Below are 15417 nucleotides of genomic sequence, written 5' to 3'. Positions count from 1 at the left end.
TTAACAATCTATTTACCTTTTCCATTAGTGTTTCGTTAACGGAGGCGGGCGTGGAAAAGATTTTTGTTGCGCAGCGGGTGGGTACCAAACTGGTCTCGACCGAGGACGCGCTGGACAATGCGATGATCGAAGCGGCGGGCCTGATGGCCGACATGCTGCAGGCGCGTAAGGACCTGAACCTGTCGGTGATCTCCGGCGACAAGGCCCATGCCAAGATCGTGCAGGCGATGGCCCTGATGGCCGAAGCGCGTTCGGCGATGGTCGAGGCCCACCAGGAACTCGGCGAAATGAAGCTGCGTCTCGGCATCCGCACCAAGATGGTCGGCATCGAGCGCGACAAGGAAATCTCGGGCTCGCTCAAGACCGCCCGTGATCTGCGCGAAGTCGGCTGAACCTCGCCAAACTTTGCAAGACTTTAACTTGGTGAGGCCCTTATCTTGCGATAGGGGCCTTTTCCATGCTGAGCCAAATCTTCCTGGTCTTCTGGGCATGTTTCATTGGCGTTGTCGTCTTCGCCTGGTGGCGGGGCGGAACGCCTGAACGCATCGGTGCGTCGGCCGTGCTGGCCACCGCGATCATCGTCGAGATCATCCATGCCAGCCTGCCCAAGTCGGCGCAGGCCGGGGCGCTGCTCCTGACGGAAGGGGTGCTGGCCCTGACATTCCTGGTGGCCGCGATGCGCTACGTCCGGCCGTGGTTGGGCATCGCCATGGTGCTAGAAGGCATCCAGTTCAGCCTGCACGCCTACTTCTTCGTGGCCGACAAGCCGCACAACTATTTGTACAGCATCGTCAATAACCTGATCACGATCGGCGTCCTGCTGTGCCTGGTGGTCGGGACGTGGTTGAATCATCGCCGCAAGGCCGCGTCGGCGGCGAGTTAGACCCCGAGCGCGCCGTTTCGTCGCGCCTTCGGAAAAAATCTTCTCAAATCTCCGCTTGCAATCCGCGCCGGAAAACGGTTTCTCGCCGGCGGGCCACGCCCCCCCAACGGGGCGCTGTCCATCTGTAAGGATGGGAGACATCGCTATGACGACCCTCGCCAAGCCGGCAATCCGTCCGGCTCGCCCCGAGTTTTCTTCCGGCCCCTGCGCCAAGCGCCCCGGCTGGACCCCCGAAAATCTTCAAAACGCCGTCCTCGGCCGTTCGCACCGGTCGAAGCTGGGCAAGGCGCGCCTGAAGGCCGCCATCGACCAGACGCGCGAAGTGCTGGAAGTGCCCGCCGACTTCCTGATCGGCATCGTCGCCGGTTCGGACACCGGCGCCGTCGAGATGGCCATGTGGTCGATGCTCGGCGCCCGACCCGTGCAACTGATGGCCTTCGAGTCCTTCGGCAAGGACTGGGTCACGGACGTCACCAAGCAACTGAAGCTGCCCGACGTCGAAGTCTTGAGCGCTCCTTATGGCGAGCTGCCGGACACCTCGAAGGTCGATCCGGCCAAGGATCTGGTCTTCACCTGGAACGGCACGACCTCGGGCGTGCGCGTCCCGAACGCCGACTTCATCTCGGACGACCGTGAAGGCATCACCATCTGCGACGCCACCTCGGCGGCCTTTGCTCAAGATCTCGACTGGGCCAAGCTCGATGTCGTGACCTTCTCCTGGCAGAAGGCCCTCGGTGGCGAAGGCGCGCACGGGATCCTGATCCTGTCGCCGCGCGCCGTGGCCCGCCTGGAAAGCTACACGCCGGCCTGGCCGATGCCGAAGCTGTTCCGCATGACGAAGCCTAACAAGGATGGGGGCGGCAAGATCGCCGCCGACATCTTCGAAGGCGCGACAATCAACACGCCGTCGATGCTGTGCGTGGAAGATGCGCTGGACGCCCTGAAGTGGGCCGCCTCGATCGGTGGCCTGGAAGCCATGCAGGGCCGCGCCGACCAGAACCTGGCCGTGCTGGCCGACTGGGTCGCCAAGACCCCGTGGGTGGACTTCCTGGCGGCCACGCCGGAGATCCGGTCGAATACGTCCGTGTGCCTCAAGGTCGTGGATCCCAAAATCAGCGCCCTGCCGGAAGACGCTCAAGCCGACTTCGCCAAGAAGCTGGCCAGCCTGCTCGAGAAGGAGGGCGCTGCCCTCGACATCGGCGGCTATCGCGACGCCCCGGCCGGCCTGCGCATCTGGTGCGGCGCCACGGTGGAAGCTTCGGACCTCGAGGCCCTGACGCCCTGGCTCGACTGGGCCTTCGCCACCGTCTCGGCCGAACTGGCCGCCGCCTAAGCTGACTCATTGCGGCTGAAATCCTCGTCCTTCGACTAGCTCGGGATGAGGATTTCAGACTGCCGCCTCTCAGTAGCCCTCATCCTGAGCCTGTCGAAGGACTAGGGCGCGCACCCAATTCTCCGCAAGGAAATCCCAAATGACCGCTCCTCGCGTTCTCATCGCTGACAAGCTCAGCCCCGCCGCCGTCGACATCTTCAAGAACCGCGGCGTCGACTTCGACATCAAGGTCGGCCTGTCCAAGGACGAACTGATCGCCGTGATCGGCGACTATGACGGCGTCGCCATCCGCTCGGGCGCCAAGCTCGACAAGGACGTCATCGCCGCCGCCCATCGCCTGCGCGTCATCGCCCGCGCCGGCATCGGCGTCGACAATGTCGATATCCCGGCCGCCACGGCCAAGGGCATCGTCGTGATGAACACGCCCTTCGGCAACTCGATCACCACGGCCGAGCACGCCATCGCCATGATGTTCGCCTTGGCCCGCCAGATCCCCGCCGCCGACGCCTCGACACAGGCCGGCAAGTGGGAGAAGAACCGCTTCATGGGCGTCGAGCTGTACGCCAAGACCCTGGGCCTGATCGGCGCCGGCAACATCGGCGGCATCGTCGCCGACCGCGCGCTGGGCCTGAAGATGAAGGTCGTCGCCTACGACCCCTTCCTGTCGCCGGAACGCGCCGTCGAGATCGGCGTCGAGAAGGTCGAGCTGGAAGAGCTGCTGGCCCGCGCCGACGTCATCACCCTGCACACGCCGCTGACTGACAAGACCCGCAACATCCTGTCGGCCGAGAACCTAGCCAAGACCAAGAAGGGCGTGCTGATCGTCAACTGCGCCCGTGGCGGCCTGGTCGATGAAGCGGCCCTGCGCGCGCTGCTCGACAGCGGCCACGTCGCCGGCGCCGGCTTCGACGTCTTCGTCACCGAGCCCGCCAAGGAAAACCCGCTGTTCGGCTCGGACAAGGTCGTGGCCACCCCGCACCTGGGCGCGAGCACCAACGAAGCCCAGGAGAACGTGGCCCTGCAGGTCGCCGAGCAGGTCAGCGACTATCTGCTGACCGGCGCGGTCACCAATGCCCTGAACAGCCCGTCGATCACGGCGGAAGAAGCCCCCAAGCTGAAGCCGTACGTGGCCCTGGCCGAGAAGATCGGCGCCCTGGCCGGCCAGATGGTCGACTTCGGCGTCACGGCCATCGACATCGCCTACGAGGGCGAAGTCACCAACCTGAACGTCAAGCCGATGACCTCGGCCGCCCTGGCCGGCGTGCTCAAGCCGATGCTGGCCGAGATCAACATGGTTTCGGCCCCGGCCATCGCCAAGGAGCGCGGCATCACCGTTTCGGAGAGCCGTCAGGAAATCAGCCCCACCTATGACAGCCTGATGCGCGTGACCATCACCACCGAAAAGGGCAAGCGCGCCTTCGCCGGCACGGTGATCGCCGGCGCCCCGCGCGTCGTCGAGGTCAAGGGCATGGAGCTGGACGCGGCGTTCTCGCCGGCCATGCTGTACATCAACAACCTGGACAAGCCGGGCTTCATCGGCGCGCTGGGCATGCTGCTGGGCGAAGCGGGCGTCAACATCGCCACCTTCAACCTGGGTCGCCTCTCGGCCGACGCGGACGCCATCGCCCTGGTCGGCGTGGACCAGGCCCCGGCCGCCGAGCTGCTGGCCAAGATCCAGGCCCTGCCGCACGTGAAGGAAGCGCGCGCGCTGACCTTCTAAGGATTTCGGCGTCTTCGCCTGGAAGACGCCGTCATTCGATGCCTGTAAGGGGAGCCGTCAGCCTGCTGACGCTCCCCTTCTTCATGTCAGGAATCCATGTCCCTGCTCGTTCCCCGCAAGATCAGCTGGCCCGGCTTCCTGGTCTTCGTCGCCGCCGTCGTGTTCACGCTGTACGCGGCTCTGGCGCCTGGCGACGACACCGCCGGCCTGATCCCGTGGGACAAGGCCAAGCACTTCATCGTCTTCTACGGCCTGACCTTCCTGGCCTCGGTCGCCCTGCCGCGCAGCCGGCCGTGGAAGATCGGCGGGGTGCTGCTGGCCTTCGGCGTCGCCATCGAGATCCTGCAGGGCCTGCCGATCGTCGGCCGCGACGCCGACGTGTTCGACATCGTCGCCGACACCCTGGGCATCGGCTTCTATTTCGGCCCGATCATCGTCACCCAGTGGCTGACCCGGGACGCCTAGGCGGACGTCCCACCACGGCCCGCGCCATCCCGGAACCGCGCCGCGCCCGCCCGGGCCTCGCGGCGTAGCGGCTCCAACCCGCCACGACCCTCGACTTTCAGGGCTTCGGCCAAGTCCGTGTCCCACTGGGCGTAGGCCGAGGCGCGATCGGCGCGCAGGCACAGTTGAGGAAAGGCGGCGATCTGCCGGGCCAGTTCGTAGGCCGCCGCCAACGCCATGCCGCGCGGCACCACCCGGTCGACCAGGCCCCACGACAGCGCCTCGGCAGCGCCCACGGCGCGGCCGGTCAGGATCATGTCCAGCGCCCGGCCCTGGCCGACGATGCGCGGCAGCCGCACCGTGCCGCCGTCGATCAGCGGCACGCCCCAGCGCCGGCAGAACACCCCGAAGGTCGCGTCCTCGGCGGCCACCCGCAGATCGCACCACAGGGCCAGCTCTAGACCGCCGGCCACGGCGTGACCCTCGACGGCGGCGATCACCGGCTTGGCCAGCGGCCGCCGCGTCGGCCCCATCGGGCCTTCGCCCTCGGGGGCGTAGCGCTCGCCCTCGCCCGACGCCGCGACGGCCAGGTCGAAGCCGGCGCAGAAGGTCCCGCCCGCGCCGGTCAGGATCGCCACGGCGGCGATTTCGTCGGCCTCGAAAGCGTCGAACGCGGCGCGCAGGGCGATGGCCGTGGCCGGGTCGACGGCGTTGCGCTTGTCGGGACGGTTGATCGTGACGGTCCAGACGGGGCCATCCTGTGTGAGCTCGACCGTGCTCATGTTCGCCTCCTTCAGAAGCTGTCCACCCGGATTTCCCAGGGCTTGGAGACCCCCGCCGCGGCGTCCAGGCCGCCGACCACCCAGCGCCGGGTGTCGGCCGGGTCGATGACGGCGTCGATCTCGAGGGCGGCGGCCATGCTGGTCGCCTTGCCGGCCGCGTACAGCCGCGCCACCAACTGGTCGTAGAGCGCCTTCTGCTTGGCCGGGTCGGTCTCGGCCTCCAGCTCCTTGCGGTAGCCCAGCTTGACTGCCCCTTCGAGACCCATGCCGCCGAACTCGCCGGTCGGCCAGGCGGCGATGAAGGCCGGCGAGTGGAAGGACCCTCCCGCCATGGCCTGGGCGCCCAGGCCGTAGCCCTTGCGGGTGACGACGGTGAACAGCGGGCTGCGCAACTTGGCCCCGGCGATGAACTGGCGGCTGACCCGGCGCACGGCGGCGGCGTCCTCGCTGTCGGGGCCGACCATGAAGCCGGGGGTGTCGCACAGGCTGAGCACCGGCAGGGCGAAGGCGTCGCATAGCTGGAGGAACCGCGCAGCCTTCTCGGCCCCCTCGCAGTCGATGGCCCCGCCCAGGTGGCGCGGGTCGTTGGCGATCAGCCCCATCGGCCGACCCTCGATGCGGATCAGGCCGGTGACCATGCCGGCCGCGAAGCCGCCGCGCAGTTCCAGGAATGAATCCTCGTCGACGAGCAGGTTGATCAGTGTGCGGACATCATAGACGCGCAGGCGGTTTTCCGGGATCGCGGTCCGCAGCCGCCGCTGGTCCGGCGCGGTCCAGGTCGGCAGTTTCCCTTGGAAATAGGACAGCGCCTGCTTGCCCAGCCGGGTGGCGTGGGCTTCGTCGTCGGCCAGGATGTCGATGACGCCGTTGGCCCATTGATGCGCCGACGGACCGATCTGCTCGGGCCGGAAGACGCCCAAGCCCCCGCCCTCGATCATCGCCGGCCCGCCCATGCCCAGGTTGCTGTCCCGCGTGGCGATGATGATCTCGGAGAGCCCCGCGATAGCCGCGTTGCCGGCGAAGCAACGACCCGCGACGATGGCGATCTTGGGGACCAGGCCCGACAGCTGGGCGAAGCTGCGGAAGGTCGGCACGTCCAGCCCCGCCACCGCCGTGGTGTCGGTGTCGCCCGGCCGCCCGCCGCCGCCCTCGGCGAACCAGACGACCGGCAGGCGCTGGTCGGCGATCACCGCCATCAAGCGGTCGGACTTGCGATGGTTCATCGCGCCTTGGGTCCCGGCCAGAACCGTGAAGTCGTAGGCCAGCGCCGCCGTCCGCGCCTTGTCGGGCGGGAAGAACGCGCCGTTGACGCTGCCTATGCCGGTGATCAGCCCGTCGGCCGGGGTGTTGGCGATCAGGTCCTCGGTCGAGCGTCGCCGCTTCTGGGCCGCGATGGCCAGGGCGCCGTATTCCAGGAAGCTGCCGGGATCGACCAGGTCGTCGATGTTCTCCCGCGCCGTGCGGTGGCCGGTCTTGCGGCGCTTGGCGACTGCGTCGGGGCGGGCCTCATCCAGGGTGTAGCGGTGGCGGGCGATGACCTCGGCCAGGTCGGGCCGGATCGTGTCGAGGTCCTCGGTGACGGCTTCGACGGCCTCGCCGCCGGTGACCTCCATCGGCTCCAGGAACACCAGCGGCTGGCCCTCGGCGACGGTGTGGCCAGGCTCGACGACGACCTTGAGCACCCGCCCGCCCGACGTGGCGTGGACCAGGTGCTCCATCTTCATCGCCTCCAGCACGGCCAAAGCCTGGCCGGGGCGGACGAGGTCGCCTTCGCTGACGCTGATTGAGCCGACGGTAGCGGAGAGTGGTGCGGCGACAGCGACCGAGCCGTCGAGGGTCTCGAGAGCCTGCGCGTTCTGTGTCGGCGGGCCGGCGACCAGCTCGGCCGCATGATCCTTGATGAACCGCGTGGTGGGGGTGTCGGGCGTCGCCGCCAGGATCGCTCGCACCAGCGGCGCCGTGGTCGCGACTCCGGTGATGGCGAACTCTGCCAGCGCCCGGTCCAGCCGCGCCGAGGCCTCGGCATAGGTCCGGCCGCGCGCGATCACCTTGGCCAGCAGGCTGTCATAGGTCGCCCCGACCACCGTCCCGGCCGCGACGCCCGCATCGACCCGCACGCCCGGACCGCCCGGCGGGCTCCAGGCGCTGATCGTCCCGCTGGACGGTTTCACCTGGCCGTCGACGGTCAGGGTCTCGGCATTGATCCGCGCCTGGATCGCGACGCCGAAGGTCGGCGGAACCTCCAAGTCCAGAGGCTTCCCCGCCGCCAGGTCGAACTGCAGCCGCACCAGGTCCAGGCCCGTGACCTCCTCGGTCACCGTATGCTCGACCTGCAGGCGCGGATTGACCTCAAGGAAGTAGGGGCTGTCGCCTTCGACCAGGAACTCGACGGTGGCCAGGCCCCGGTAGCCGGCGCACAGCGCCTCGGCATGCTTCCAAAGGTCTGTCCGCAGAGCCTCGGGCAAGGCCGCCGGCGCGATCTCGACCAGCTTCTGGTTTCGGCGTTGCAGCGAGCAGTCGCGATCGCCGATGGCCAGCACGCGGCTGCCGTCGCCGACGATCTGCACTTCGATATGCCGGGCTTGTTCGATGAGCTTCTCGGCATAGAGGCCGCCGTCGCCGAACGCCGCGACAGCCTCACGCTCACAAGCCGCGAAGGCGGCCTCCAGCGCGGCCGCGTCCCGCACCGCCCGCATGCCGCGTCCGCCACCGCCGGCCCGGGCCTTCAACATGATCGCCCCGTGCTCGACCTGGAACGTTCGCGCGGCCTCCAACGAGATCGCCCCCGTCCCGGGGATCAGCGGCGCGCCCCGCTCGGTGGCTAACCCGCGCGCGCGGGCCTTGTCGCCGAAGGCCTCCAGATGCTCGGGCGAGGGGCCGACGAAGACAATGCCGGCCTGCGCGCAGGCCCGCGCCAGGGCAGGGTTCTCCGACAGGAAGCCATAGCCCGGATGCAGGGCGTCACAGCCCTCCGCCTTGGCCGCCGCCACGATCGCGGCGATGTCCAGATAGGCCAGCGCGCCCGCGCCGGGCAGGGCGACCGCGCGGCCGGCGGCGGCGATGTGTCCGGTGTCGCCCTCCGCATGGACCGCCACGCTTTCGATCCCCGCCTCCGCCGCCGCGCGGGCGATGCGGACGGCGATCTCGCCACGGTTGGCGATCAGGACGCGGGACAGGGTCATGCGGGCTCTCTTCATACGGCCGTTTGACGCACCTTCGCCTGGACGGCTTGACTCTCCAAGCGCGAAAGATCAGAACAAAAGTAGAACAAGGAGCGAGGAATGGCCGGATCGCGCGAGGCGCGTCTTGCGGCCCTGAGAGGCCGGATCGCCGCGATCGAAGCGGGGACTCGGACTCCGACTCCGGTCCTGCCGTTCGGGGATCCGGCCATCGACGGCTGCTTCCCGGGCGGTGGCCTGCCGCTGGGCGGCTGGCACGAGGTGACGGGCGCGGGGCTGGAGGCCGAGACCAGCGCGGCCCCGGCCGCCTTCGTCGGCCTGCTGCTGCGGCCGCTGGTCAAGACAGGCGCCATCGTCTGGGTCGCCCGGCGCAGCGACCTGTTCGCGCCCGGCCTGTTCGGCCTCGGCTTCCCGGCCGAGCGGCTGATCCAGGTCCGCACCCGCGACGAGGCCGAGACCCTGTCGGTGCTGGAGGACGCGCTGTCCACTCAAGGCGTCGCCGCCGCCGTCGGCGAGGCCGAGGCTCCGGACCTGACCGCCGGCCGCCGCCTGCAGCTGGCCTGCGAGAAGCGGGGCGGCTTCGGGGTGGTGCTGCACCGAAGACCGTACGGCGGCCGGGCGGGCGCGGGGCGGGCGGTGTCCGGTTCGGCCTCGTTCAGTCGCTGGCGGATCGGCCCCACGCCGACCCCGGCGCCGGCCGACGACATTGGATTAGGCCCGCCGCGCTGGCGGGTCGAATTGGAACGCTGCCGGGGCGGACGCGCCGGCGCTTGGATCTTGGAACAACAGGAGGCCGGCCATGGCCCGCATCCTTTCCGTCTGGTGTCCCAACTGGCCGATCACGACGTGGCGCCGACGGAACCCGGGCTACGACACGTTGGCTGAGGCGGCGCCGTTCGCGCTGCTGGCCACGGAAGGCGGCACGCGCCGGCTCGCGGCGGTCGACGACAAGGCCCGCGCCCTGGGCCTGTCCGTCGACCAGAAGGCGGCCGACGCCATGGCCCTGGTCCCGATCCTGGTCACCGTCGACCAAGACGCCGCCGCCGACCGCGTGGCGCTGGAAGCCCTGTGCGACTGGTGCGTGCGCTTCTCGCCGGCCGTGGCTTTGGACGGGACCGATGGCCTGTTCCTCGACATCAGTGGAACCGACCACCTGTGGGGCGGCGAGGGCGAGATGCTGGTCGACCTCGTCGCGCGGCTGGCGCGCTGGGGCGTGCCGGCGCGGGCGGCGATCGCCGACACGCCCGGCGCGGCCTGGGCCCTGGCCCGCTATGGCGACGACCTGGCCATCGCCGCGCCGGGAGAGCAGCGGGCGGCGATCGAAGGCCTGCCCGTCGCGGCCCTGCGCCTGGAGGACGCCGCCGAGGCCCAGCTGCCGCGCCTGGGTCTGCACCGCGTCGGCCAGCTCTTCGCCCTGCCGCGCGCCCAGCTGGCCAAGCGCTTTGGCCTGGCCACGACGCTCCGCCTCGATCAGGCCCTGGGCATGGCCGCCGAGGCCCTGACCTTCCGCCGCCCGGCCAGCCCCTGGTTCGACCGCCTGGCCTTCTTCGAGCCGATCAGCGCGCCCGACGACCTGGCCCGCGTGGCCGGCGACGCCTTGGCCCTGATCTGCCAGCGTTTGGAGGCCGAGGGGCGCGGCGCCAAGCGGTTCGAGGTCGTGTTCCACCGCCTGGACGGCCAGGCCTATCCGGTCCGCGCGGGCCTGGCCCGCATCGGTCGCGACGCCCGGCGGCTGACCAAGCTGATCGTGCCCAAGCTCGACAAGGTCGATCCCGGCTTCGGCATCGAGGTCGTCACCGTCCACGCTTGGGCGGTCGAGCCCCTGGCCGCCGCCCAGGATCGCCTCGACGCCGAAACGGGCACGAGCCTGGATGAGACCCTGGCCCCCCTGGTCGACCGCCTGGTCAACCGCCTGGGCGAGAACCGCGTCTGGCGCGCCGACCCCTATGAGAGCCACGTCCCCGAACGCTCGGTCGTCCGCAAGGCGCCACTGGATCCGCCGGCCGCCGCCAGATGGGACCCCGACCGCCCGCGCCCGGTGCGGCTGTTCAAGCGGCCCGAGGCGATCACGGCCATCGCCGCCGAGGTGCCGGACTACCCGCCTCGAATGTTCACTTGGCGCGGCCGTTCGCACCGCGTCCGCCGCGCCGAAGGCCCCGAGCGCATCGGTCAGGAATGGTGGCGCGCCGGAGTGGGCAAGACGGATACTGGCCCTAGCAAGATCAGGGATTACTACCGCGTCGAGGACGACGCCGGCGGCCGATACTGGATCTTCAGACAAGGCCTATTCGGCGGTGAAGAAGCGCCGAAATGGTGGATCCATGGCCTGTTCGCATAGACCGCCAGAACCTCAACCGACCTGCTGCGCGGGTCCTCCGTCTCCGCGCGAGAACGGAGAGAGCTCTCCTCCCCCTCTTGGGGGAAGGGGACCGGCGAACGCCGGTGGAGGGGGCTGGTCATGACCCCTGCCTACGCTGAACTGCAAACCACCACCAACTTCTCGTTCCTGCGAGGCGCTTCTCACGCGGAAGAGCTGGCCATCGCCGCTGAAGCCCTTGGCTTAGCCGCCATTGGCATCGCCGACCGTAATAGCTTGGCGGGTGTCGTCAGGGGATGGACAGCAGCTAAGGAACGCAATGTTCGTGTTCTGACGGGATGCCGATTAGACTTCATAGACGGCACTCCCAGCCTGCTTTGTTACCCCACTGACCGCGAAGCCTTTGGTCGTTTGACGCGTCTCCTGACCGTCGGCCAACTCCGGGCGGAGAAAGGTGAGTGCCACCTGACTTGGCAGGATTTCCTAGACCATTCGGCAGGTCAGTTGGGTCTGATCGTTCCACCAAAAACGCTCGACGAAGCCTTCGAACGTGATCTTGTTCGCATGGCTTGCGATCTGCGTGGCCGGTCGTGGCTAGCGGCCAATCGCGCCTACGCAGCCCAGGATCTTAAACGTCTGGCGCGTCTCGAAGCGTTGGCGCGAACGGCGGGCGCTCCAATGGTGGCGACCAATGACGTCCTTTACCACGGGCCCGAACGACGGCCCCTGCAGGACGTCATCACCTGCGTGCGCGAGCATTGCACGATCCAAAAGGCCGGCCTCCACTTGGAGGCCAATGCGGAGCGGCACCTGAAGTCGCCCACCGAAATGACGCGTCTGTTCGAGCGTTGGCCGGGCGCGGTGGAGCGAACGATCGAAATCGTCGAGCTTATCAAGTTCGATCTCAAGCAGATCGACGAGCAGTATCCGGACGAACCGGTCCCGCCGGGCAAGACGGCCATCCAGCATCTCACCAAACTGGCCTGGGATGGCGCCAAGTGGCGCTATCCAAAGGGGGTGCCCGAGAAGGTCCAGGGCAATCTCCGGACGGAGCTGCGCCTAATCAAGAAGAAGAACTACCCGAACTATTTCATCACCGTGCACGACATCGTTCAGGAGGCCCGAAAGCGCGGCATCCTGTGTCAGGGGCGGGGATCGGCCGCCAATTCCTCGGTCTGCTACTGCCTCGGCGTCACGTCGATCGATCCCAACGTGTACCGCCTGCTGTTCACGCGCTTCATCTCGGAGAACCGTGACGAGCCCCCGGATATCGACGTCGACTTCGAGCATGAGCATCGCGAGAAGATCATGCAGTACGTCTACGAGCGTTATGGCCGGGACTACGCCGCCATCTGCGGGACCGTGATTCACTATCGACCGCGCAGCGCGATCCGGGATGTCGGCAAGGCCCTGGGGCTGACGGAAGACGTCACGAGCCTCTTGGCCGCCACAGTCTGGGGCAGTTGGGGCGATGGCCTGCCTGAGGAGCACCTGACCAACGCCGGCCTGGATCCCAGGGCGCCGGAAATCGCTCGGGCCGTCGCCCTAGCCACCGAGTTGATGAAGTTTCCACGTCACCTCTCACAGCATGTCGGTGGCTTCGTTCTGACGAAACGACGGTTGGATGAAACGGTCCCGATCGGCAACGCCGCGATGAAGGAGCGCACCTTCATCGAGTGGGATAAGGACGACATCGATAGCCTTCAGCTGATGAAGGTGGATGTCCTGGCGCTGGGCATGCTCAGCGCCATTCAGCGCGCCATGAAGATGTTGCGCGCCGATCATGGGCTCGGCTGGCTCAAGGATCTAGCTGATGTCCCGCCGGAAAGGCCGGGCGTCTACGACATGCTGTGCAAGGCCGATAGCATCGGTGTTTTCCAGGTGGAGAGCCGGGCGCAGATGTCGATGCTGCCCAGGTTGAGGCCTCGCAAGTTCTACGACTTGGTCATCGAGGTAGCGATCGTGCGCCCCGGTCCGATCCAAGGCGACATGGTGCATCCGTACCTGAAGCGGCGGAACAACCCGAAGCTGGTCGACTGGCCTAAGCCCTCCAAAGAACACGGTCCCGCGAACGAGCTAAAGAAAATCCTTGGAGACACCCTGGGCGTCCCGCTGTTCCAAGAGCAGGCCATGGGCCTGGCCATAACAGCGGCCAGGTTCAGCGAAACCGACGTGGACGGGCTGCGCCGTGCGATGGCGACGTTCCGCAACCTGGGAACGCCGGACAAGTATCGCGTGAAGTTCATCGAGGGCATGACGTCGCGCGGCTACGAACGCGACTTCGCCGAGCGGTGCTTCAAGCAGATCGAGGGCTTTGGCCACTACGGCTTTCCGGAGAGCCATGCGGCGAGCTTCGCCAAGCTGGTCTACGTCTCGGCCTGGATCAAATGGGCTTGGCCGGACGTGTTCTGCGCGGCGCTGATCAACTCGCAACCGATGGGGTTCTACCAGCCGGCCCAGCTGGTGCGCGACGCGCGCGAGCACGGGGTCGAAGTGCTGGCGCCGGACATCCTGGCCAGCGATTGGGACTGCTCCCTGGAGCCGATGACGGCGAGCTTCCGCGCGCCTCGGATCCGCGAGGACAAGGTCGCTTGCCAGGACAGCCGTAAGCGGTGGAAAGCCGTCCGCCTGGGCTTCCGGCAGATCAAGGGTCTCAAGGAGGGCGATGTCAAAACCCTGGTTCACGCCCGCGCCGAAGGCGCCCGCGCCCCCGCCGAGTTCGCGCAGGGCGGCGTGCCCCAACGCGCGCTGGAACTCCTCGCCGAGGCCGACGCCTTCGCCTCGGTCGGCCTCACCCGCCGTGAAGCCCTGTGGGCCGTCAAAGGCCTGAAGGGCGAGCACAAGGCCCCGGTCCAGGCGCCGTTGCTGGCCGGCCTGCCGCTGTTCGAGGACAAGGTCGCCCTGCCGACCATGGGCGACCCGCAGGAGGTGGCTGAGGACTATCGCACCACCAGCCTGTCGCTGAAGGACCATCCGGTAAGCTTCTACCGCTCGATGCTGACGCGGCGCGGGGTGATCACGGCCGAGCAGCTGATGACCGTGCCCGACGGCCGCAAGGTGTCGGTGGCGGGGCTTGTTCTGATCCGCCAGCGGCCGGGCACGGCCAAGGGCGTGGTGTTCGTGACCCTGGAGGACGAGACCGGCGTGGCCAACGCGGTGGTCTGGAAGGACCGCTTCGAGGCCGACCGCAATGTGGTGATGACGGCCTCGTTCCTGGTCGTGCACGGCCGGGTGCAGCGGGCCGAGAACGTCATCCACGTGGTGGCCGAGGGTTTCACCGACCTGTCGGCGCACCTGTCGACGCTACGCGACGAGCCGGGCGCGCCGGCCCCGCGCGTGCGGCAGAAGGTGTCCGGGCGGCTGCTACGAAGCCGCGACTTTCACTGACGGCCACACGCGGCGCAGACACCAGTACGCGGCCCCCGCCACGATGAAGCTGGGTAGGGTCGCGCCGAGGTCGGGCGCCAGGCGGCTCAAGGCCTGGTAGGCCGCGATACCGGCCGCCCAGGCCAGCAGGGCGGGGAGGTACAGCCCGCTACGCGGCTCGGCGGCCGCGCGGCGGCGGACGATGAAGTGGTCGGTCAGCAGCACGCCGAACAGCGGGGCGAAGACCGAACCGATCAGAAGCAGGAAGCCCTCATACTGGGCCAGCGGGGCGAAGAGGGCGATCGTCGTGCACACGGCGCCGAAGATCAGGGCCAGGTGCGGCGGCGTGATCCGGACCAGGGTGGCGGTCGAGACGGCGGCCGAGTGGATATCGGCGAAGGTGTTGTCGGTCTCGTCGATGACGATCAGGAAGAGAGCGATGCCGCCGCCGCTGGCGGCCAGGGCGGTCAGCAACAGGCCGTCGCCGCCGCCAGACGCCAGGGCATAAGCCGCGCCCAGGCCCATGAACCAGATATTGGCCAGCAGGTAGCCGAGCGCGCTGCCCTTGAACATGCCGCCCGGCGATCGGCCAAAGCGGGTGTAGTCGGCGATCAGCGGCAGCCACGACAGCGGCATGGCGATGACCAGGTCGACGCCGGCCCCGAAGCTCATCTCGCCGGTGCCGGCCTTGGCGAACAGGGCGGCCAGGTCATGCTCGGCCAGCAGTCGCCAGCTCAGCCAGCCGGCCCCGGCCAGCAGCAGCCACAGGCCGTAGGCGCGCAGGAAACGACGGACGAACGACAGCGGCCCGACGATGGCCAGCCAGGTGGCCAACATGCCGAACACCAGGGTCCAGACGACGGGGCTGGAAAAGCCGAAGGTCTGCTTGGCCAGGGCGTCGGCGGCCTCGCGCATGGCGATGATCTCGAACGCGCCCCAGCCGGCCAGCTGGATGGCGTTCAGCACCGTCGGGACGGCCGCGCCGCGAGCGCCCAGGGTCAGGCGCAGGGCGCCCATCGACGAGAGGCCGGTATCGGCCCCGACCACGCCGGCGGCGGCCAGCAGCAGGGCGCCCAGGACCGAACCGGTGACGATCGCCGCAAGGGCCGCGCCGAGGCTCAAGCCAGGGACCAGAAAGGCCCCGGCCTGCAGCACCAGCAGGCCGATGCCCAGGCTGAACCACAGCGAAAAGGCGTCGCGGGCCGTGAACGCCCGGCGCTCGGCCGGCACGGGCGTCAGGGGATCATAGGTGTCATCGAGCTGAGCCATAGCCCCTGCTTAGCAGCTCACCTGCTCGGCGCGAACGCGGCGTTTATGGCCAAGCTGTGTTGCGCCCGCCGCGAAAGCGTCACCATTCAGTCGAATCAATGTCTGGTTGTGAGTGCGCCCTTGG

The 15417-nt window shown here is 68.4% G+C and carries 11 protein-coding genes; 8 read left to right on the top strand and 3 right to left on the bottom strand.

All coding sequences use genetic code 11. The features are described 5' to 3' along the window. The first annotated feature begins 77 nt into the window (after nt 1–77). The 5 genes from AC1RR5_RS21525 to AC1RR5_RS21505 all read left to right on the top strand — a co-directional run bounded on the left by AC1RR5_RS21525 (nt 78) and on the right by AC1RR5_RS21505 (nt 4401). Nucleotides 78–392: a hypothetical protein gene (locus AC1RR5_RS21525; protein ID WP_492924876.1), complete on the top strand. Its 315-nt coding sequence runs from the start codon at nt 78–80 to the stop codon at nt 390–392. 65 nt (nt 393–457) lie between these two features. Then, entirely contained in the window at nt 458–883 is a 426-nt protein-coding gene (locus AC1RR5_RS21520) for a hypothetical protein (protein WP_492924874.1), read from the top strand. Nucleotides 884–1028: 145 nt separating this feature from the next. Beyond that, nucleotides 1029–2216, top strand: coding sequence for a phosphoserine transaminase (locus AC1RR5_RS21515; protein WP_492924872.1), 1188 nt, complete (start codon nt 1029–1031; stop codon nt 2214–2216). A 139-nt stretch (nt 2217–2355) separates the two neighbouring features. After that, nucleotides 2356–3936: a phosphoglycerate dehydrogenase gene (serA, locus tag AC1RR5_RS21510; protein WP_492924870.1), complete on the top strand. Its 1581-nt coding sequence runs from the start codon at nt 2356–2358 to the stop codon at nt 3934–3936. A 96-nt stretch (nt 3937–4032) separates the two neighbouring features. Then, nucleotides 4033–4401 (top strand): VanZ family protein, encoded by a 369-nt coding sequence (locus tag AC1RR5_RS21505; RefSeq protein ID WP_492924868.1) that lies wholly within the window; start codon nt 4033–4035, stop codon nt 4399–4401. Here the strand turns inward: AC1RR5_RS21505 and AC1RR5_RS21500 are convergent. Both AC1RR5_RS21500 and AC1RR5_RS21495 read right to left on the bottom strand, forming a co-directional pair. Next, nucleotides 4398–5162 carry a crotonase/enoyl-CoA hydratase family protein gene (locus AC1RR5_RS21500; protein WP_492924866.1) on the bottom strand — a complete coding sequence of 255 codons (765 nt, stop codon included), beginning with the start codon at nt 5160–5162 and terminating at the stop codon, nt 4398–4400. The two genes, AC1RR5_RS21505 and AC1RR5_RS21500, sit on opposite strands and share 4 nt — an antisense overlap. A gap of 11 nt (nt 5163–5173) precedes the next feature. Next, nucleotides 5174–8344: an acetyl-CoA carboxylase family protein gene (locus tag AC1RR5_RS21495; RefSeq protein WP_492924864.1), complete on the bottom strand. Its 3171-nt coding sequence runs from the start codon at nt 8342–8344 to the stop codon at nt 5174–5176. 99 nt (nt 8345–8443) lie between these two features. Here AC1RR5_RS21495 and AC1RR5_RS21490 point away from each other — a divergent pair, with 99 nt between their 5' ends. The 3 genes from AC1RR5_RS21490 to AC1RR5_RS21480 all read left to right on the top strand — a co-directional run bounded on the left by AC1RR5_RS21490 (nt 8444) and on the right by AC1RR5_RS21480 (nt 14045). Next, nucleotides 8444–9226: an ImuA family protein gene (locus AC1RR5_RS21490; RefSeq protein WP_492924862.1), complete on the top strand. Its 783-nt coding sequence runs from the start codon at nt 8444–8446 to the stop codon at nt 9224–9226. Then, nucleotides 9141–10679 carry a Y-family DNA polymerase gene (locus tag AC1RR5_RS21485; RefSeq protein ID WP_492924860.1) on the top strand — a complete coding sequence of 513 codons (1539 nt, stop codon included), beginning with the start codon at nt 9141–9143 and terminating at the stop codon, nt 10677–10679. The genes AC1RR5_RS21490 and AC1RR5_RS21485 overlap by 86 nt, the downstream gene beginning before the upstream one ends. Nucleotides 10680–10799: 120 nt before the next feature. Then, complete coding sequence (locus AC1RR5_RS21480; RefSeq protein WP_492924858.1) at nt 10800–14045, top strand: error-prone DNA polymerase; 3246 nt, start codon at nt 10800–10802, stop codon at nt 14043–14045. Here the strand turns inward: AC1RR5_RS21480 and cytX are convergent. Continuing rightward, on the bottom strand, nt 14022–15293 hold the full coding sequence (cytX, locus tag AC1RR5_RS21475; protein ID WP_492924856.1) for a putative hydroxymethylpyrimidine transporter CytX: 1272 nt from the start codon (nt 15291–15293) through the stop codon (nt 14022–14024). The genes AC1RR5_RS21480 and cytX overlap by 24 nt on opposite strands. Between the last annotated feature and the right edge of the window lie 124 nt (nt 15294–15417).

Source organism: Caulobacter sp. GW821-FHT11E11 (assembly GCF_058808315.1).
The sequence above is the reverse complement of the archived record's forward strand: the minus strand, read 5'-3'. Positions and strand labels throughout refer to the sequence as shown.

Bases quoted from the DNA above. Each gene is read 5' to 3' on its own strand.
- AC1RR5_RS21520 (WP_492924874.1), top strand. From the start codon at position 458: ATGCTGAGCCAAATCTTCCTGGTCTTCTGGGCATGTTTCATTGGCGTT.
- AC1RR5_RS21515 (WP_492924872.1), top strand. From the start codon at position 1,029: ATGACGACCCTCGCCAAGCCGGCAATCCGTCCGGCTCGCCCCGAGTTT.
- serA (WP_492924870.1), top strand. From the start codon at position 2,356: ATGACCGCTCCTCGCGTTCTCATCGCTGACAAGCTCAGCCCCGCCGCC.
- AC1RR5_RS21505 (WP_492924868.1), top strand. From the start codon at position 4,033: ATGTCCCTGCTCGTTCCCCGCAAGATCAGCTGGCCCGGCTTCCTGGTC.
- AC1RR5_RS21500 (WP_492924866.1), bottom strand. From the start codon at position 5,162: ATGAGCACGGTCGAGCTCACACAGGATGGCCCCGTCTGGACCGTCACG.
- AC1RR5_RS21495 (WP_492924864.1), bottom strand. From the start codon at position 8,344: ATGACCCTGTCCCGCGTCCTGATCGCCAACCGTGGCGAGATCGCCGTC.
- AC1RR5_RS21490 (WP_492924862.1), top strand. From the start codon at position 8,444: ATGGCCGGATCGCGCGAGGCGCGTCTTGCGGCCCTGAGAGGCCGGATC.
- AC1RR5_RS21485 (WP_492924860.1), top strand. From the start codon at position 9,141: ATGGCCCGCATCCTTTCCGTCTGGTGTCCCAACTGGCCGATCACGACG.
- AC1RR5_RS21480 (WP_492924858.1), top strand. From the start codon at position 10,800: ATGACCCCTGCCTACGCTGAACTGCAAACCACCACCAACTTCTCGTTC.
- cytX (WP_492924856.1), bottom strand. From the start codon at position 15,293: ATGGCTCAGCTCGATGACACCTATGATCCCCTGACGCCCGTGCCGGCC.